Source organism: Pseudophaeobacter sp. (genome assembly GCF_039971195.1).
GTDB lineage: Bacteria > Pseudomonadota > Alphaproteobacteria > Rhodobacterales > Rhodobacteraceae > Pseudophaeobacter.
Window position 1 is genome coordinate 14733 of the sequence record NZ_JBDWPJ010000164.1, and the last position, 18018, is coordinate 32750.

The window sequence follows — 18018 nt, forward strand, 5'->3', positions numbered from 1 at the left end:
GGGCAGTTAGTCGATCTTGGAGGCGAGTTTGTTGAGGGTGGAGGTCCAGCCCTTGGCATGGCTCTCAGCCAGTTCGGGCGTTGGCAGGTCGCGGTGTTGGATCCGCAGACGGGCGCCCGACCCCTCCGTATCGATGGTGAAGGTCACATGGCTTTCAATGCCGCGCGTGCCGGTCTCGTCATGCCAGGCCCAGGTGAAACCAACCGAGTGCGGCGGGCTGACATGGGTGACCTGACCCGAGACATGATACTGCTGGCCTTCGGCGCCGCGCATCTTGGCAAAATATGCGCCGGGGCGGGTCAAATCGAGCGCATGGTCAAAGACATCAATGCCCTCGGGGCCCCACCATTGCATCAGCTTGTCACCCTGGGTGATCCAGGCAAACAGGCGCTCGGGGCTGACAGGGAAACTGCGGTCCAACTGCAGGTCGTTCAAGACGTCACTCATTTAAATGTCCTCCGGGTTTAAATCTTCAAGCAGTGCCGCCTCCAGTCGGTCCAGGCTGCTGTCCCAAAAGGCGCGCCGTGACTGGGTCCAGTCGGCGATCAGCTGCAGGCTTTCGGGGCGGGCAGAATAGAGCCGCCGGGTGCCATCAACGCGCTGGGCGACCAATCCGGCCTCGCGCAGGACCTTGAGATGACGGGAGATGGCCGGGGCGGTGATGCTGGCACCACGCACCAGATCTCCGGCAGGCAATTCGCCGTGCTGCATCAGCTGTTCGACAATCACCATGCGGGTTTCATCAGCCAGGGCGGAAAAGGTTTTGAGTAGGGGTTTCATACTCCCATAATTAACAAAAGAGTTAATTAATGAAAGTGTTAAATTTTGAGCCGTACAACGGTCTGAAAATCATAAGGTATTTCAAAGTCAAAAAAGGGGGGAGCTCCCGCCCGTCGGGGATTCGCAAGCGAACCCCCTCCCGTTGGGCCCGGCGCCGCGCCTGCGCGCGGCGGGGCGCTACAGCATGTCCCAGATCAGTTTTGCCGCCAGGGTCAGGGACGTCAGCACCAGCAGTGGTTTGATCAGCCCTGCGCCCTTGGTCTGGGCCAGGGTCGCCCCGGCCTGAGCACCAGCAATCTGCGCCACTCCCATGCAGAGCCCGGTGATCCACCAGGGGGTTGCCACCAGGGCAAAGGCGCAGAGCGCCCCAGCGTTGGAGGCCAGGTTGAGTAATTTGGTATGGGCGGTGGCCTTGAGCACACCGTAGCCCGCCAGCGAGACAAAGGCGAGCATGTAGAAACTGCCCGCCCCCGGCCCCAGCAACCCGTCATAGGCGCCACAAAGCGGCACCATTGTCATGGCAAAGACAGCAGGGCCCATGCGGCGCACCCGATCCTGATCGCCGAGGCCCTTCTTGAAGGCAAAGAACAGCGCGATGCCGATCAGCAGGATAGGCAGGATCAGGCGAATCCACCCCGTGGGCAGCACAGTGATGAGCAGCGCCCCGACGATAGAGGCAACAAAGGCGATGAGCGCCGATCCGGCCTGTTCACGCAGATTGACATAGCCACCCTTGGCATAGGCGCGGGCGGCGGTGGCGGCGCCAAACAGGCCCTGGATCTTATTGGTGGCCAGCGCCGTTACCGGATTGGCACCCGCCAGTAACAGCACCGGTACGGTGATCAGCCCGCCGCCGCCTGCAACAGCATCAATGAACCCGGCGGCAAATCCCGCTGCCATGAGGAGCAGCAGGGTCTCGAAACCCACTTCCAGCATGTTGGATTACCCTTTGAATTGGTCGCGGGCATAGCCCTGAATGTACAACAGGGCGGTCAGATCGCCGTGGTTGATGCGGATCTCGCACTGCGCCGCAACCGAGGGTTTGGCATGCAGCGCGACGCCAGCCCCGGCCCGCAGCAACATGCCAAGATCATTGGCACCATCGCCAACCGCAATCACATCCTCTTCAGAGATCGAAAGCTTTGCAGTGATCTGCTCCAGCGCTTCGACCTTGGCTTCGCGTCCCAGAATGGGCCGACCTGCCTCTCCGGTGAGCTTGCCATCCGCCACCAAGAGCGTATTGGCGCGATTTTCGTCAAAACCCAGTTCCGCCGCGATACGGGCGGTAAAGGCGGTGAACCCGCCCGAGACCAGCGCCGCATAGGCACCATCAGCCTTCATCGTCGCCAAGAGCTGCCGCCCGCCGGGCATCAGGGTAATGCGGTTGTCGAGCACCTCAGAAATCACGCTTTCGGGCAGGTCTTTTAGCAGGCCCACCCTTTCAGTGAGGGCGCCGTCAAAATCCAGCTCGCCATTCATGGCGCGGGCGGTGATCTCTTTGACGCGGGTGCCAACACCGGCCTCTTCGGCCAGCTCATCAATGCATTCCTGCTCGATCATGGTGCTGTCCATATCCGCCAGCAGCATCTTCTTGCGCCGGTTATGCGCTGGTTGCAGGACCAGATCAACGCCTAGGCCCTGCAGATCTTCCCATACTTGCCACTGGTTCTCCGGCAGGCTCTCTAGATCAAATTCTGCCGCCACATCGGGTGCCAGCCACAGCGCCGCGCCGCCGCCCCAGGCATTGCGCAGGGACTCGACCAGAGCCGGATCAATGCAGGGCTTGGCGGGGTTGCAGAGCAGGGTGGCGATATACATGGGGCACTTCCATCTGGCACGAGGGTTGCGTCCTCATAGCCTTCTCAGCCCAGAGGGGCCAGCCCCCAACCATCAGCGGTGGCTAGAGATCGCCCTTTTCCGACATCATCACCGCAATCCAGCGGGCATGGGGGATCTCGGCCAGAATGATCATCACCATGGCGGTCAGTGGCACCGCCAGAATGGCGCCGGTCATGCCCCAAAGCGTGCTCCAGATGGCCAGGGCCAAAAGCACGGTAAAGGGGCTGAGATTGACCGAACGGCCGAGGAACTTGGGTTCGATATAGTAGCCGACCAGCAACTGCGGGATCATCAAGAGCACCAGCGCCAGCCCCGCATGGCTGAAGGAGGTGAACTGGATCAGGCTCATGGTGACCGGAAAAACCACCGCGATCACCGAACCGATATAGGGGATGTAATTGAGCAACCCGATGATGATGGCCCAAAAGGCCGGATGGGCGATGCCCAGCAGTTGCAAAATCGCATAGGAGACCAGCGCCAGGATCACATTGACCAGGGTCTTGGCGGCGAGATAGCTGCCGATTTTTTCATTGATCTTGCGGGCCAGCTCCATGGTGTGTTCCGATTGTGCATGGTCGCCCAGCGCCCGGCGGGTTTTGTCCGGCAGGCTGTCCAGTTCAGCCAGGATAAAGATCGCATAAAGCGCTGCTGCCACGATGACCGAGCCGCCATTGCTGATGGTGGCAAGCGCCGTGGGCATCAGGGTGGTGGCATCGATCATATCGAGCAAGTATTCGCCTAGATTGCCCCAGCTGGGTTCTTGCTTGATGCCGACGGCGGTCAGAAACTTGGTCTGCAGCGCGTCAAAGTTTTCGGAGTATTGCGGCATGGCCGCAGAGAGTGAGGTGGCGCTGGCGGTGATGAAAGAAGCCAGAATCAAAAAACCGAAGGTGATCAGCAAAAGCGCCAGAAGGCGACGAAACCGACGTGGCAGTCGGCCAATCAGCGGTAGAGGCACCAGGGCATCGGCTGCGGTGGTGAGAATATAGACCGCAATGATCCCAACCAAAACCGGCAGCAGGATAGCCTGGCCTGCGACCAGCAACCAACCCACCATCAAGATCAAGGCAAGAGAATAGGTCACCAGCGCCAGTCTGCTTGTCATTGATCGCCTCGAATCGCCTGTGCCCGATGGGTGAAAATATAGGGCGCTCTGGCCAAAAAGCCATCATGCCCAGCAAGGCTTTGGTAAGGAAGTTTCCGAAAGGCGTCAAAGCCTGTCGCAAAAATCTGCCAAAGCGGCGCTCTTTGGCGATTTACCCCATTGCACCTGCCTCTGCCTGCCCCTAGCTCTAGCGGCGGGACACCCTTCCCCAACGAAGGGCAGATATCTGTAAGGATAGCATTGATGGCTACTCAGCAACCGGCTACGCGGCCGGCCAACCCGCGTTTTTCCTCTGGCCCCTGTGCCAAACCCCCTACATTTGAATTGTCCAAACTGGCCGACGCCCCCCTGGGTCGCAGCCACCGCGCAGCTGTTGGCAAGGCCAAGCTGAAGGATGCCATCGAAGGCACCCGCGAGATTCTGGGCATCCCCGCAGACTATCGTATTGGCATCGTTCCTGCGTCTGACACCGGAGCGGTTGAAATGGCCCTGTGGTCGCTGCTTGGGCAGCGTAAGGTCGAGATGCTGGCCTGGGAAAGCTTTGGTGCTGGCTGGGTCACCGATGTGGTGAAACAGCTGAAAATCGACGCCGAAGTCAAAACCGCCGACTACGGCCAGATCGTTGATCTGGTGTCGGTCGATTGCAATAACGATGTGGTCTTTACCTGGAATGGCACCACCGCAGGCGTTCGAGTCCCAAATGCAGATTGGATCGCGGATGACCGTGACGGTCTGACCATCTGCGATGCGACCTCTGCGGCCTTTGCGATGGATCTGCCCTGGGACAAACTGGATGTGACCACGTTCAGCTGGCAAAAGGTTCTGGGCGGCGAAGCTGCCCATGGTGTGATCGTGCTGTCGCCGCGCGCGGTTGAACGGCTCGAGAGCTACACCCCGGCCTGGCCCCTGCCCAAGATCTTCCGCATGACCAAAGGCGGCAAGCTGATCGAGGGTATCTTTACCGGTGCCACCATCAACACGCCCTCGATGCTGGCGGTTGAAGACTATCTTTTTGCCCTAGACTGGGCCCGCTCGATTGGTGGCCTAGAAGGTCTGATCGCCCGTGCCGATGCCAATGCTAAAGCCGTGTTTGATTTCTGCGACGCCAATCCATGGATCGCCAATCTGGCCGAGGATGATGCCACGCGCTCCAATACTTCGGTCTGTCTGAAGTTCACCGATGACCGTATTCAGGACGGCGCCGGTTTTGCCAAGGCTGTGGCCAAGCGTCTTGAGACCGAAAATATCGCGCTGGACATCGGCGCCTATCGCGACGCGCCTGCGGGCTTGCGGATCTGGTGTGGTGGCACGGTGGAAACCGCTGACATCCAGGCCATGCTGCCCTGGCTGGCCTGGGCCTTTGAGGCCGAGATCGCCGCACAGGCCTGATCTCTAGGCTGATCCAGTCGCCCGGCGGACACGCCGGGCAGCGCCCGACCCTTCCCACGGGAGGGCGCTTTGCACCCACCCAGGGTCGAGCGCTTCCCTAAGACATCCCCATTCAGGCCGCATTCGGCCCCCGGTAAAAGGACCACAACTCATGGCTCCCAAGGTACTCATCTCCGACAAGCTCTCTGAAGCCGCCGTGCAGATCTTTCGCGATCGCGGCATCGACGTGGATTTCCAGCCTGACCTCGGCAAAGACAAAGACAAACTGGCCGAAGTGATTGGTCAGTATGATGGTTTGGCCATCCGTTCGGCCACCAAGGTGACGGAAAAGATCCTCGCCAATGCGACAAACCTCAAGGTCATCGCCCGCGCCGGCATCGGCACTGACAATATCGACAAGGAAGCCGCGTCGAAAAAGGGCGTGATCGTGATGAACACGCCCTTTGGCAATATGATTACCACCGCCGAGCACGCCATCGCAATGATGTTTGCCGTGGCGCGTCAGATCCCTGAGGCATCGACCTCGACCCATGCCGGCAAATGGGAAAAGTCCAAATTCATGGGCACCGAGCTCACCAATAAGACGCTGGGCGTCATTGGCGCCGGCAATATCGGCGGCATCGTCTGTGACCGTGCCCGTGGACTGAAGATGAAGGTCGTGGCCTATGACCCCTTCCTCGGCGAAGAACGCGCCGCCAAAATGGGTGTCGAGAAGGTCGAGCTGGATGAGTTGCTGGCCCGCGCCGATTTCATTACCCTGCATGTGCCCTTTACCGATGCCACAGCAAATATCCTGAGCCGCGAAAACCTCGCCAAAACCAAGAAAGGCGTGCGCATCATCAACTGTGCCCGTGGTGGTCTGGTGGACGAGGAGGCCCTGGCCGAGGCGCTGCAGTCCGGCCATGTCGCCGGTGCCGCCTTTGACGTGTTCTCTGAGGAGCCCGCCAAGGAAAACGCCCTGTTCAACCTGCCCAACGTGGTCTGCACCCCGCACCTGGGCGCCGCCACAACCGAGGCACAGGAGAACGTCGCCCTGCAGGTGGCCGAGCAGATGTCAAACTACCTGCTGACCGGTGCGGTTGAAAACGCGCTGAACATGCCAAGCGTCACTGCCGAAGAAGCCAAGGTCATGGGGCCCTGGATCAAACTGGCCGAGCACCTCGGTGCCTTTGTCGGTCAGATGACCGATGAGCCGATCAAGGCGATCAATATCCTTTATGATGGTGTTGCCGCTGAAATGAACCTCGACGCGCTGAACTGCGCCGTGGTTGCAGGCATCATGAAAAAGGTGAACCCGGATGTGAACATGGTTTCGGCGCCGGTCGTGGCCAAGGAGCGTGGCATCCAGATCTCCACCACCAATCAGGACAAATCCGGCGCCTTTGATGGCTATATAAAGGTGACAGCGGTGACTGAAAAGCGCGAGCGTTCTGTCGCTGGCACCGTGTTCTCGGATGGCAAGCCACGCTTCATCCAGATCAAGGGCATCAACATCGACGCCGAGGTTGGCGCCCATATGCTCTACACCACCAACAACGATGTGCCTGGCATCATCGGGACTCTGGGTCAGACCATGGGTGAGCATGGCGTCAATATCGCCAACTTTACCCTGGGCCGCGCCGCTGCCGGTGGTGAAGCCATTGCGCTGCTCTATGTGGATGCCGCCGTGCCAGCGGATGCCCGGGCCAAACTGGCCGAGACCGATCTGTTCAACCAGATCAAACCGCTGCAGTTCGACGTCGCCTAAAGCGTTTGAGGCACTGCCCGGTCGAATGGCTCGGGCGGTACATTTCAAAGATCAAGCCCGGCGTTTTCGCCGGGCTGCGCCTGACCTTCCCCCATGGGAGGGCGTTTTCCCGGGGAAACAGAATGCAAACCAAGCGATGCCACGGAGCGGGCGGACGCGTAGCCGCCGCTGGCGCGACGGGCTAAGAAGGCTTTTAGCAACGCGCCTCATACGCTGATCATTCCCGCCGAATGATCCCGGTGATCGCAGCTGCCCCCAAGGCGGTTACCACCCAGCCCACGACTGTAAAGACCCAGCGCATCCACCAGAGATTCCAGCCCCAAATGCCACGAGTAGTTGAGGGCGACCAAGCAGCCTCTTGCCCGATATTGACGATAGGGACGACAATATCAAACCCATACGCGAGAGCATTAAAGCTTTCATAGTCTCGACCTTTGCCATGGGTGTCAGACCACTGGTGAGCTGGGTTAGCTATTGAATCGGTTTCAGCAAGAGTTTGCCAATCTGGGGTAGACAGAATCACATCCGAATTCGGAGCAAAGTCTCCTGCGAGCCAAGCTTTTTGAGAGAATCCGGCAGCAAGAAATGTGAGAATAACCAAAGCCCACAGGCTATTGAAAGGTTGAAAACCATATCCAATTAGCCATCGCAAAGAAAGACTCCTGACTTTCAGTCCCCATATTCGGAGTTTGTCCTGTGCGTTGAGAATTTGGAAATCGCGCCTAAGCCCGATGCGGCCAAGAGCCAATGCTTCATCAGTTGGGCGATTGGGATGTTCCAATGGCGCATTCAGGCAGACATTCCTAAAACGTTCAAAAATGAGCTGACTTTGGCTGCTTGCATCTGAGTTAATGTATGCCTGCCATAGCTCACTATCTGGAGATTTTAGGAAGCGTCTCATGGCTCCCCTTTCCGCTCGAAGGCTCTCAATTTCGGCCCATTCGCTGCTTCGGTGGCGTGCCTCTCCTTCGATCAGAATGCTTCGTGCATCCCGATCATGGCCCATGCTGCGTAGTACCTTCGCCAATTGGGTATAGGGTTGCGGAGAAAACTCTCCGTTTATTTGATCGCCCTTGCTCAACCATTCCAGTCGTTTCCTAGTGTCACCGGGGTTGGTGATGTGATCATAGGTTAAGCCAATCAGGAAGAGGTCATTAACCAGTTCCCAACTGTTTGGGTCATCGACCAGAGAGCCAAAATGCGCTCCAGTGAGGTCCAGCCCACCGGATATCTCTGTGACCAATCTCCAGAAAAAGTCAGCGACTTGGGTGTCTTGCAAATCAAGAGCCAAGCCTTTTTCGACTTGGAACTGCCCTTTGGTACAGCTGAGTTGCCCCCCAATTTTGGCATTGTTTAGGTCGACGCAGGCTTTGGCAGAAAACCCGTTGCGCAAAAAGACACTTCCGACCGTGAAGATGCCCTGAGCATATAGCCCTTTTTCCAGGCAACTACCCTGCAAGCTAAGAGTACTGAAATGACAATACTGCGCATTGATCTTTTGTAGGAAATGGCAACATTCCAATACAGTTGCGCCCCTCGCACTGGCATAACTGAGATCCAGCACGTTCTGCACAAATGCTCCCTGTAGTTGCACGCCTTGGTCATGTACTTTGTAGTCTTCGCAACCTCCGGTGATCAAATAACGCAAGAGGTCAGCATGTATCGTACGGGCATCGCTGGGGGTTGTAGGGCGTGTACCATCGCCTAGTGTGCAGGCCCGTCCAGTCTTACAACACTCAATTAACTGCTTCTCGGCCGAAGTCAGGGCACCGGTATCAAGCGCCTTGTCAATATCCGCCAATGTCCGAATGTTTCGCATGCCCCCTCCCTTTTCATTAAACTAGTGGTTGCAAGTCTAGGGTCCAAATCGCGCCAAGGCAAGCGCGCCTCTTTGGGAGATTCCCTTGGCTTTGTCTGACCTCTGCCCTTGTGATGTGGCGTCGCTTGCGCCATCAATTGCGCAACTGATCCAAAGAGATGCCCCATGACCCAACCGATCTATGCCATTGGTGATATTCACGGCCAGCTGGGGATGCTGGAGGAGGCGCTGGCGCGGATCGAGGCGGATGGCGGACCGGATGCACGGGTGGTTTTCCTGGGCGATTACACTGATCGCGGACCGGATTCGCGCGGGGTGGTGGAGCTGCTCTCACAAGGGCTCGAGGCGGGCCGCAACTGGACCTGTCTCTTGGGCAATCACGACCGGATGTTTTCCATGTTCATCGAGGACTACCCGCGCAATGATGCTCGTCTGTTGGTGGGCTTCCACTGGCTGCATGAGCGTATTGGCGGCATCGAGACGCTGCAATCCTATGGCGTAGAATCACCTGAAGGCACCCGGATCTATGAGCTGCACGCCGAGGCGCTGAAGGCGGTGCCGGAGCATCATCGCGCCTTTCTTGCAGGGCTGCCGGATTACCACCTCGAGGGGGAGCTGCTGTTTGTCCACGCAGGCATTCGCCCCGATGTGGCGCTGGAGGATCAAAGCCAGGATGACAAGATCTGGATTCGGCAGGAATTCCTGCTGGCGCAGGGCGATCACCCCTGGCTGGTGGTGCATGGCCATACTCAGATCCCAGCGCCTGAACATCGCGGCAATAGGATCAATCTGGATTCCGGCGCGGGCTTTGGCCGCCCGCTGACCGCAGCCGTATTCGAAGGGCGGGACTGTTGGGTCTTGACTGAAGAAGGCCGGGTTCCTCTGCTGCCCAAGGGTACCGAAGCTTAGCGCAAAAAGTAAAACTGCACAGAAATTGTGCGGCTGTTGAACATATTCCGTAAACGAATTGCGTCTAGCCTGATCTGGTGATCGGCGGCTTGGTTACGAGTTTTGCGGGGGTAACCCCCTGTGTGTTTTAGGTGGTCGCCGATCATTGCTTTGACAGGGCCGAGGCCTATGCGCAGGGTGTCTGTGAAACCTCGCAACCTGTAGTCCTCAGGTCCAGTCCAAAACCACCTTGCCGCTGTTGCCGGATTTCATCGCTGCAAAGCCCTGGGTAAAGTCGTCCACATCAAACCGATGGGTGATCACCGCGCTCACATCCAGACCGTTTTGCAACATGGCGATCATCTTGTACCAGGTCTCAAAGATCTCGCGCCCATAGACGCCCTTGATGGTCAGCGCCTTAAAGACGATGCGGCTCCAGTCCACCGGAGATTTCCCCGGTGGGATCCCCAGCAGCGCGATACGTCCGCCCATCACCAGGGCCTCAACCATCTGGTCCATTGCCTGCTGGTTTCCCGACATTTCCAGGCCGACATCAAAACCCTGATTCATGCCCAATTCGTGGATCACGTCCTGCAGGTCTTCGCTGGCGACATTGACGGGCCGCACATTGGCGACCTTGGCGGCGAGCTCCAACCGACCGGGGTTCACATCGGTGATGGCCACATGGCGGGCGCCTGCGTGGCGGGCCACGGCCGCCGCCATGATACCAATGGGGCCGGCGCCAGTGATCAGCACGTCCTCGCCCACCAGGTCAAAGCTGAGCGCCGTATGCACCGCATTGCCAAGCGGGTCGAGAATGGCGCCGATGTCATCCGGGATATCATCCGGCAACGGCACCACGTTGAAAGCGGGCAGCGCCAGATACTGGGCAAAAGCGCCCTGTTCATTGACGCCAATGCCGCGGGTTTCGGGATCCAGATGGAACTTCCCGGCCCGGCTTTGGCGTGAATGATGCCCGATCAGATGTCCCTCGCCCGAGCAGCGCTGGCCAATCTCCAGATCGGTCACATTGCGCCCCAATTCGACAATCTCTCCGGCAAATTCATGGCCTGTGATCAGCGGCGTGGGCACGGTTTTCTGAGCCCAGGCGTCCCAGTTCCAGATATGCACATCGGTGCCGCAAATGCCGGTCTTGTTGACCTTGATCAGCACCTCATCAGGGCCAATTTCCGGCACCGGCGCCTGCACCATCCAGAGCCCTTCACGGGGACGACTCTTTTCCAATGCCTTCATCGTATTCGGATGTGAAGTCGACATTCTCAGCCCTCCCAAAGCGGGGTAGAAAGATATTTCAGGCCGCTGTCACAGATCACGATTGCGACGGTGCCGCCCCTTTCGCGGCCGCGCAGCAGCTGGATCGCGGCAGCAAGATTGGCACCTGAGGAATAGCCCCCAAAAATCCCTTCGCGCCGGGCCAGCAGGCGGGCATGAGTCTCGGCCTCCTCGCCGGTCACCGACAGGTATCCAGCCAAAGAGACACCCTGGAGATGGCAGAGGTCTGCCATCACATAGCCGCCGCCTTGGATTGGGTGTTCGGGGCGGGTTGACGCGCATCCGGCAAGGGCCTCGGCGCCGCTCGGTTCGACCGCATATGAGCGTACACCTTGCCCTGCAAAGAACCGGGCCGCACCGCCAAGGGTGCCCCCGGAGCCCGCAAAATCGCAAAAGGCGGTGACAGTGCCTCCCGATTGCTTCCAGATCTCTGGGGCCGTACCGACGGCATGGGCTGCCGGGTTGCCGGGATGGGCAAATTGGTCAGCGCGAAAGCCGTGCCGCTCTGCGGTCAACCGCCGGGCTTCTTCCTCCACCAGCGCCAGATCGGCGCCCGAGACTTCGCCCGGTCGGCTGCCCGTCGCCTGCGGCACGATCACGACTTCGGCGCCAAGGGCACGCATCATCCGGGCGCGTTCAACAGAATTGCCAGCACTCATCACTGCCACAAAAGGATGTCCCAGGACCCCGCAGACGATGGCAAGCCCAGTGCCCATATTCCCTGAGGTCAGCTCGACCACGGTCTGCCCGGCGGTAAGGGTGCCACCGGCCCGTGCCGCTTCGATGATGCTTCGGGCGGCGCGGTCCTTTTTGGAGAAACCCGGCATCAGGTAGTCCAGTTTGGCGAGGATCCGCCCGTCAAGGTTCAGATCCGCCGTCAGTCGCGAGAGTTCGACCAGAGGTGTGTTTCCAATGGCATCGATAACAGAGGGAAGAGGGCCGCTCATGTGATGATCCCCAATTTGCGACCAACCTTGCCAAAGGCCGCAAGCGCGCGCGTCAGTTCTTCGCGGCTGAGGGCGGCGTTCATCTGGGTACGGATGCGGGCCTGGCCACGCGGCACCACCGGGAAGAAAAAGCCCGAGACATAGACACCCTCTTCAAACAGCGCTGCCGCCATGTCCTGGGCGAGCTGCGCTTCGCCCAGCATCACCGGCACGATCGGGTGTTCGCCGGGCAGCAGGTCAAAACCCAGCGCGCTCAGCCCTGCACGCCAGAACTTTGTGTTCTCAAACAGCTGAGCTCGCAGGTCGGCGCCTTCTTCGACCAATCGAATGGCCTCCAGCCCGGCAGCAACGATGGAAGGCGGCAGCGAATTGGAGAACAGATAGGGCCGCGCCCGCTGCCGCAGCAGGTCGATCACTGGCTGCGGCCCGGCGATATAACCGCCGATGGCCCCCCCAAGTGCTTTGCCCAAAGTCCCGGTGAGGATATCCACATCCACCCCAAAGTGATCCGGTGTGCCCGCGCCATTGGGGCCCATAAATCCGGTAGCATGGCAGTCATCCACCATGACCACAGCGTCATATTTATCGGCCAGGGCGCGGATTTCCGGCAGCTTGGCCAGATAGCCATCCATCGAGAACACCCCGTCGGTGGCGATCATGATGTGGCGGGCGCCATCCTCGCGCGCCTGTTTCAGCCAGGCTTCTAGGTCGTTCATATCGCTGTTGAGGTAGCGATAGCGTTTGGCCTTGCACAGGCGCACCCCGTCGATGATCGACGCATGGTTGAGACTGTCTGAGATGATGGCATCTTCGGGGCCCAAGAGTGGCTCGAACAGCCCGCCGTTGGCGTCAAAACAGGCGGCAAACAGGATGGCGTCATCTTTGTTTAGAAACTTGGCCAGGCGCTGTTCCAGCTCCCGGTGAATGTCTTGCGTGCCGCAGATAAAGCGGACCGAGGCCATGCCAAAGCCCTTGTCGTCCATAACACTCCGCGCAGCTGCGATCAGATCGGGGTGATCGGCGAGGCCGAGGTAGTTATTGGCACAGAGGTTGATGACCTGCGCGTCGCCAACGGTAATTTCGCCCCCTTGAGGGGAGGTGATCATTCGTTCCCGCTTGTACAGGCCATCGGCCTCGATCTGGGTGAGCGTCTCAGAGATATCGGTCAGAAATGCAGTGCTCATGGCGGGAAACTCCTTATCCGTGGAATCGCATCTACCATAACGGATGAAATTCCCAAATAGGAGATTTCGCTATCTCGGAAAAAAATCCGTGAAGATGGAAAAGTGGTTGGCATGAGAAACTAAGAAGTGCTGGATCCACTTTCACTTGATTTTTCTTGTTTCGTCAGAAGGATGCTGTTTCAAGGTGAGTGTATCGAAGATCTTCTCCCAAGGGGTGATTGCGTGGAACCAGCTGAACAATCATATAGTCCACCTCGCGTCTTGGCCCTGTTCTTGGGATTTGGAATCTTTGTGATCTACCAGTGGATTTGGAGGCCTAACCTTTTAGAGCCTTCTATGAGGTTGGGAGATCCAGTCGCGCTTCCCGTAGCAATCGGGTTTGCACTGATACTTGGGTACGCTTTGGCCATGGTTTGGTGGCTGATCCGGCAGACAAGAGGGCAGGTTCTAGATGTTTTGCGTCCGACGCGGGGACGCGTTGCTTCGGCAATTTGCCTGGTGCTGGTCACGCCCATAGGTGTTGTCAGTTGGCTTCCCTGGATCGTTCTTGGAATGGCCCCATTCTTTTGGGGAAACCTGGAACTTGAGATTGTCTGGATGTTGGGAGTGCTTTGCCTGGTCGTCTATCCCCTTGCGGCAATGATCCAAAGCCAATCTTATCAACGAAGATGGCTACGTTTCGCATTGTTCTCGTTGTATTTCTGGGCGGCCTACGCATTCCACATGCTGTGGCGCGGCATCTTAACGTTTCCCTTTCCAGCCCCCATCCCACCAGCCTGAAGCTTCGACAAAGTTGAACGGGCGATGATACTTGTGCTTGAGAGTGCTACGCGTTCTTCACGATCAGAAAAACCCGCGCTGCCCCATTGGGTGCGATGATCGCATGACCAACGTCGGCGGCATAGCGGGCAGTGTCACCGGCCTGCAGGTGATCCTTGGCGCTGCCAGAGGTCACCTCGATCTCGCCTTCCAGAACTGTCAGCTGCTCCATCGCGCCGCGGGTATGGGGCTGGCTGGTCAGCGCGCCGCCTGGATCAAAGCGGATGTCATAGACCTCATGGCCGCCGGCTTCTTCTGGCGGTGACAGAATGCGGATGCGGCAGCCCTGGCCCATGTTTTCGATCTTGGGCACATCCACCGCCCGCAAGACTTCAATTCGGTCCTGCATGTCGCCGGCTTCCAACAGGCCGGCAAAATCCACCTGCAGCGCGCGGGTGAGGTTCCACAGGGTGGCAATGGTGGGGGAGCTTTCACCGCGTTCGATCTGGCTCACCATCGAGCGGCTGACGCCGGAGAGATTGGCCACCGCTTCAAGGCTCAGCCCCTGGGCGCGGCGCGCCTCTTTCAGGCGGGCGGGCAGCAGTGTCAGGATATCGTCTGGGTTTTCCGTCATAGCAGATGTCCTGCGGGTCCTGGGGCAATTTGTCAATGACGGGACGTCCGGCGGGTTCGGGGGCAGTCAGGGGCAGACAGGGGGATGCTGCACCTGCATAATGTCGCCAACTGACTCGTGAGGAGAGAGATCATGACTGATATCGTCATTCTGGACGGTGCCCGCACCGCAATTGGTACCTTTGGTGGCGCGCTTGCCAATACTGCCCCTATTGATCTGGCAACCGTTGCCTCGAAGGCGGCGATGGAGCGTTCGGGTGTGGATCCTGAACAGATCGGCCATGTGGTCTTTGGCCATGTGATCAACACCGAGCCGCGTGATATGTATTTGTCCCGCGTGGCAGCGATGCAGGCGGGCGTTCCCCATGGCACCCCGGCAATGAACGTCAACCGTTTGTGTGGGTCTGGGGCGCAGGCGCTGGTCTCGGGTATTCAGGGGCTGATGCTGGGGGATGCGGACTATGCGCTGACCGGTGGCGCCGAGAACATGTCGCGTAGCCCCTTCATCATGCAGCAGCAGCGCTGGGGCGCCAAAATGGGCGATGTAAAATCGCTCGACATGATGCTGGGGGCGCTGAACTGCCCCTTTGGCACTGGCCATATGGGGGTGACGGCTGAAAACGTCGCGGATGAGCATGAGATCACCCGCGAACAGATGGATGAATTTGCCCTCGCCAGTCAGACTCGCGCCGCCGCAGCCATCGAGGCTGGCTATTTCAAAAGCCAGATCACGCCCGTGGAGGTGAAGGTAAAGCGCGACATGGTGGCTTTTGAGGTGGATGAGCACCCCAAGGGCACCTCGCTGGAGGCTCTGGCAGGGCTGCGGGCGGTGTTCCAAAAGGACGGCCGGGTGACGGCGGGCAATGCCTCTGGCATCAATGATGGTGCGGCGGCGCTGGTCATGGCCCGGGCCGAGGCGGCAGAGAAGGCCGGATTGAAGCCAAAGGCGCGCGTTCTGGGCTATGCCCATGCCGGTGTGCGTCCTGAGGTCATGGGCATTGGCCCGGTGCCAGCGGTGCAGAACTTGCTGGCTAAGACCGGGTTGAAGGCCAGTGATTTTGACGTTGTTGAAAGCAACGAAGCCTTTGCCTCGCAGGCCTTGGCGGTGAATAAGGAGCTGGGTCTGGATCCGGCCAAGGTGAACCCCAATGGTGGGGCAATTGCCCTGGGCCATCCGGTTGGTGCCACCGGCGCTATCATCACCCTGAAGGCGCTCTATGAGCTGGAGCGCATTGAGGGTTCGAAAGCGCTGATCACCATGTGTATTGGTGGCGGGCAGGGCATTGCTCTGGCGATTGAACGTCTTTGAGAATGGATCTGACGGGGTGAAAAACCGGGGGTCGTAGGGGCTTTGCCCCTCTGGCCTTTGGCCATTCACCCCAGAATATTTTTAGAAAGATGATGTTTGGAGGACAGAAGGGCGCGGCTGCAGGGCTGCGCCCTTTCTTTTTTAGATCAGATGGGACAGCAACAGGGTGGCCAGAGCGCTGGCCGTGGCCCCGAGGGCGGCGGGCAGGATCCAGGTTGATTTGCCTTTGCCGGACTGTTGGGAGGGCTGACTTTGGGCAATGAGGGCCTGCTCCATCAGTGCGGGCAGGCGGGGGCCAAACCGGGCCATGACCTTGGCGGTTTTCATCAGATCAGAGGCAATGGCGCGGGGGCCGATGCTTTGTTTGATGTAGTCTTCGACCACCGGTTGGGCCACTTCCCAGATGTTGATCCTGGGATCCAGCGAGCGGGCGACTCCCTCGACCACCACCATGGTGCGCTGCAGCAGGATCAGCTCGGTACGGGTTTCCATGCCAAAGCGTTCGGTGACCTCAAAGAGGTAATTCAGCAGGTTTCCCATGGAGATATGGCTGGCATCCATGCCAAAGATCGGCTCTCCCACGGCGCGGATGGCACGGGCAAACTCATCTACATCGCGGTCGGCAGGGACATAGCCCGCCTCAAAATGTACTTCTGCCACCCGTTTGTAATCGCGTTTGATAAAGCCAAAGAGGATCTCGGCATAGACCCGGCGGGTGTATTCATCAATATGGCCCATGATGCCAAAGTCATAGGCAATGATATCGCCATTGGCGGCCACCTTGAGGTTGCCCTGGTGCATATCGGCGTGGAAATAACCGTCGCGCAGCGCATGGCGCAGGAACAGTGACAGCACGCGTTTGCCCAGCACCGAGCGGTCATGGCCCGCTGCATCCAGGGCGGCATTGTCGCCCAGCGCCACCCCATCGGCCCAGTCCAGAGTCATCACCCGGCGCGCCGAGGCCTCCCAGCGGATGCGCGGCAGTTGAAAGCCTTCATCCCCGGTGGTGTTGGCGGCAAATTCCGAGGCGGCGGAGCTTTCGAGGCGCAGATCCAGCTCTCCCTGTACCACGCCGTCAAAATGTTCGATCACCTCCATCGGGCGCAACCGGCGGGCGCCGGGGGCAAAGAGATCAACGATGCGGGCGGCAAAATAGAATGCATCCACATCCTTGTTGAAGGCGCGTTCAATGCCGGGGCGCAGCACCTTGACGGCGACATCTTCGCCGGTCTCGGTCAGACGGGCGCGATGCACCTGGGCGATGGAGGCGGCAGCGATCGGCTCGCTGAACTCTGAGAAGACCTCGGCCAGGGAACGGCCCAGCTCGCGCTCGACTTCCGCCATGGCTTCGGCTTTTGAGAAAGGTGGCAGCTGATCCTGCAACACCCGCAGCTGCAGCGCCATCTCGTCGCCGACAACATCGGGGCGGGTGGAAAGCACCTGGCCAAATTTAATATAGGCCGGACCCAGAGCTGTTAAGGCCCGGGTGGCCGGCGGCATATTGGGATCGCCTTTGTAGCCGAGCCATTGGAAGGGCCAGCCCAACGTATAGGCCAGTATGCGGAGCGGCGCAGGCGCCTCAAACGCATCCAGCACCACATTCATCGCACCGGTGCGGACCATGGTGGCACCAGTGCGGATCAGGCGGATGATATTATGGGGACCGCGCATCTATCAGATCTTCCAGCCCGAATGCAGGGCGGCGATACCCAGCGACAGGTTGCGGTATTTGGCATTGGCAAAGCCCGCCGTTTTCACCATTTCCAGGAAGGTGTCCTGATCCGGGAAGTTGCGGATCGATTCCACCAGGTACTGGTAGCTGTCGTAGTCATCGGCGATGAGCTTGCCCATGCGCGGGATAACGTTGAAACTATAAAGGTCATAGAGTTTCTGCATGCCGTCGTTGGGCAGCTGAGAGAACTCCAGCACCATCAGGCGGCCGCCGGGTTTCAACACCCGGTAGGCTTCATTCAGGGCTTCTTGCGGGCGGGTGACATTCCGGATGCCAAAAGAGATGGTGTAGACGTCAAAGGTATTGTCCTTGAAGGGCAGGGACATGGCGTCGCCGGTGACCCAATCGAGGCTATCTGCCATCTGCTCAGCCTCGGCCCGTTTGCGCCCCTCGATCAGCATTGGCGCGGTGAGATCCAGCACGGTGGAATGGCCGGATCCGGCGCGTTTTAGAAAGCGGAAGGAGATGTCGCCCGTACCGCCCGCAACATCCAGCAGGCGCTGGCCGGGCCGCGGTGCCAGCCAATCCATCATCGCGTCTTTCCAGACCCGGTGGATCCCCATGCTCATGACATCGTTCATGATGTCATATTTG

17 protein-coding genes are annotated in these 18018 nt (G+C 59.1%); 5 read left to right on the plus strand and 12 right to left on the minus strand.

The genetic code is table 11. From position 1 onward, the window contains the following. Positions 1-6: 6 nt before the first annotated feature. The 5 genes from ABJP42_RS14660 to ABJP42_RS14680 form a co-directional block, all read right to left on the minus strand. Positions 7-447, minus strand: a complete 441-nt coding sequence (locus ABJP42_RS14660) for an SRPBCC family protein (protein WP_348341619.1) — start codon at positions 445-447, stop codon at positions 7-9. Continuing rightward, positions 448-780 carry an ArsR/SmtB family transcription factor gene (locus ABJP42_RS14665; protein ID WP_348341621.1) on the minus strand — a complete coding sequence of 111 codons (333 nt, stop codon included), beginning with the start codon at positions 778-780 and terminating at the stop codon, positions 448-450. 177 nt (positions 781-957) lie between these two features. Continuing rightward, positions 958-1716, minus strand: a complete 759-nt coding sequence (locus ABJP42_RS14670) for a TSUP family transporter (protein WP_348341623.1) — start codon at positions 1714-1716, stop codon at positions 958-960. Between the two features lie 6 nt (positions 1717-1722). Continuing rightward, positions 1723-2598: a phosphoserine phosphatase SerB gene (gene serB / locus ABJP42_RS14675; RefSeq protein WP_348341625.1), complete on the minus strand. Its 876-nt coding sequence runs from the start codon at positions 2596-2598 to the stop codon at positions 1723-1725. Between the two features lie 82 nt (positions 2599-2680). Beyond that, positions 2681-3724, minus strand: coding sequence for an AI-2E family transporter (locus ABJP42_RS14680; protein ID WP_348341626.1), 1044 nt, complete (start codon positions 3722-3724; stop codon positions 2681-2683). A gap of 243 nt (positions 3725-3967) precedes the next feature. Here ABJP42_RS14680 and ABJP42_RS14685 point away from each other — a divergent pair, with 243 nt between their 5' ends. After that, a complete protein-coding gene (locus ABJP42_RS14685) occupies positions 3968-5113 on the plus strand; it encodes a phosphoserine transaminase (RefSeq protein ID WP_348341628.1) in 1146 nt (381 codons plus the stop codon). Positions 5114-5264: 151 nt separating this feature from the next. Beyond that, entirely contained in the window at positions 5265-6860 is a 1596-nt protein-coding gene (gene serA / locus ABJP42_RS14690; protein WP_348341630.1) for a phosphoglycerate dehydrogenase, read from the plus strand. Positions 6861-7077: 217 nt separating this feature from the next. On the opposite strand, the gene ABJP42_RS14695 is transcribed toward serA, so the two are convergent. Beyond that, positions 7078-8661, minus strand: a complete 1584-nt coding sequence (locus ABJP42_RS14695) for a hypothetical protein (RefSeq protein WP_348341632.1) — start codon at positions 8659-8661, stop codon at positions 7078-7080. 183 nt (positions 8662-8844) lie between these two features. Between ABJP42_RS14695 and ABJP42_RS14700 the strand changes: the two genes are divergently transcribed. Next, the gene (locus ABJP42_RS14700; RefSeq protein WP_348341634.1) at positions 8845-9588 is read left to right on the plus strand and encodes a metallophosphoesterase family protein; all 744 of its coding nucleotides are present in this window, start codon (positions 8845-8847) and stop codon (positions 9586-9588) included. Between the two features lie 207 nt (positions 9589-9795). On the opposite strand, the gene tdh is transcribed toward ABJP42_RS14700, so the two are convergent. From tdh to ABJP42_RS14715, 3 genes are read right to left on the minus strand one after another with little or no spacing between them, the layout of a single operon-like run. Further along, positions 9796-10845 (minus strand): L-threonine 3-dehydrogenase, encoded by a 1050-nt coding sequence (gene tdh / locus ABJP42_RS14705; RefSeq protein WP_348341636.1) that lies wholly within the window; start codon positions 10843-10845, stop codon positions 9796-9798. Between the two features lie 2 nt (positions 10846-10847). Further along, positions 10848-11807: a PLP-dependent cysteine synthase family protein gene (locus ABJP42_RS14710; RefSeq protein WP_348341638.1), complete on the minus strand. Its 960-nt coding sequence runs from the start codon at positions 11805-11807 to the stop codon at positions 10848-10850. Further along, positions 11804-12991 (minus strand): glycine C-acetyltransferase, encoded by a 1188-nt coding sequence (locus tag ABJP42_RS14715; protein ID WP_348341640.1) that lies wholly within the window; start codon positions 12989-12991, stop codon positions 11804-11806. The genes ABJP42_RS14710 and ABJP42_RS14715 overlap by 4 nt, the downstream gene beginning before the upstream one ends. Before the next feature lie 408 nt (positions 12992-13399). Between ABJP42_RS14715 and ABJP42_RS14720 the strand changes: the two genes are divergently transcribed. Then, positions 13400-13771 carry a hypothetical protein gene (locus ABJP42_RS14720; RefSeq protein ID WP_348341642.1) on the plus strand — a complete coding sequence of 124 codons (372 nt, stop codon included), beginning with the start codon at positions 13400-13402 and terminating at the stop codon, positions 13769-13771. Between the two features lie 46 nt (positions 13772-13817). On the opposite strand, the gene ABJP42_RS14725 is transcribed toward ABJP42_RS14720, so the two are convergent. Then, positions 13818-14384: a helix-turn-helix domain-containing protein gene (locus tag ABJP42_RS14725; RefSeq protein WP_348341644.1), complete on the minus strand. Its 567-nt coding sequence runs from the start codon at positions 14382-14384 to the stop codon at positions 13818-13820. A gap of 132 nt (positions 14385-14516) precedes the next feature. On the opposite strand from ABJP42_RS14725, the gene ABJP42_RS14730 reads away from it, so the two are divergent. Beyond that, the gene (locus tag ABJP42_RS14730) at positions 14517-15692 is read left to right on the plus strand and encodes an acetyl-CoA C-acyltransferase family protein (RefSeq protein ID WP_348341646.1); all 1176 of its coding nucleotides are present in this window, start codon (positions 14517-14519) and stop codon (positions 15690-15692) included. Between the two features lie 141 nt (positions 15693-15833). On the opposite strand, the gene ubiB is transcribed toward ABJP42_RS14730, so the two are convergent. Beyond that, positions 15834-17363: a 2-polyprenylphenol 6-hydroxylase gene (gene ubiB, locus ABJP42_RS14735; RefSeq protein WP_348341648.1), complete on the minus strand. Its 1530-nt coding sequence runs from the start codon at positions 17361-17363 to the stop codon at positions 15834-15836. A gap of 3 nt (positions 17364-17366) precedes the next feature. Further along, positions 17367-18018, minus strand: a 652-nt coding sequence (gene ubiE / locus ABJP42_RS14740; protein WP_348341650.1) for a bifunctional demethylmenaquinone methyltransferase/2-methoxy-6-polyprenyl-1,4-benzoquinol methylase UbiE, incomplete at its 5' end; no start/stop codon positions are given.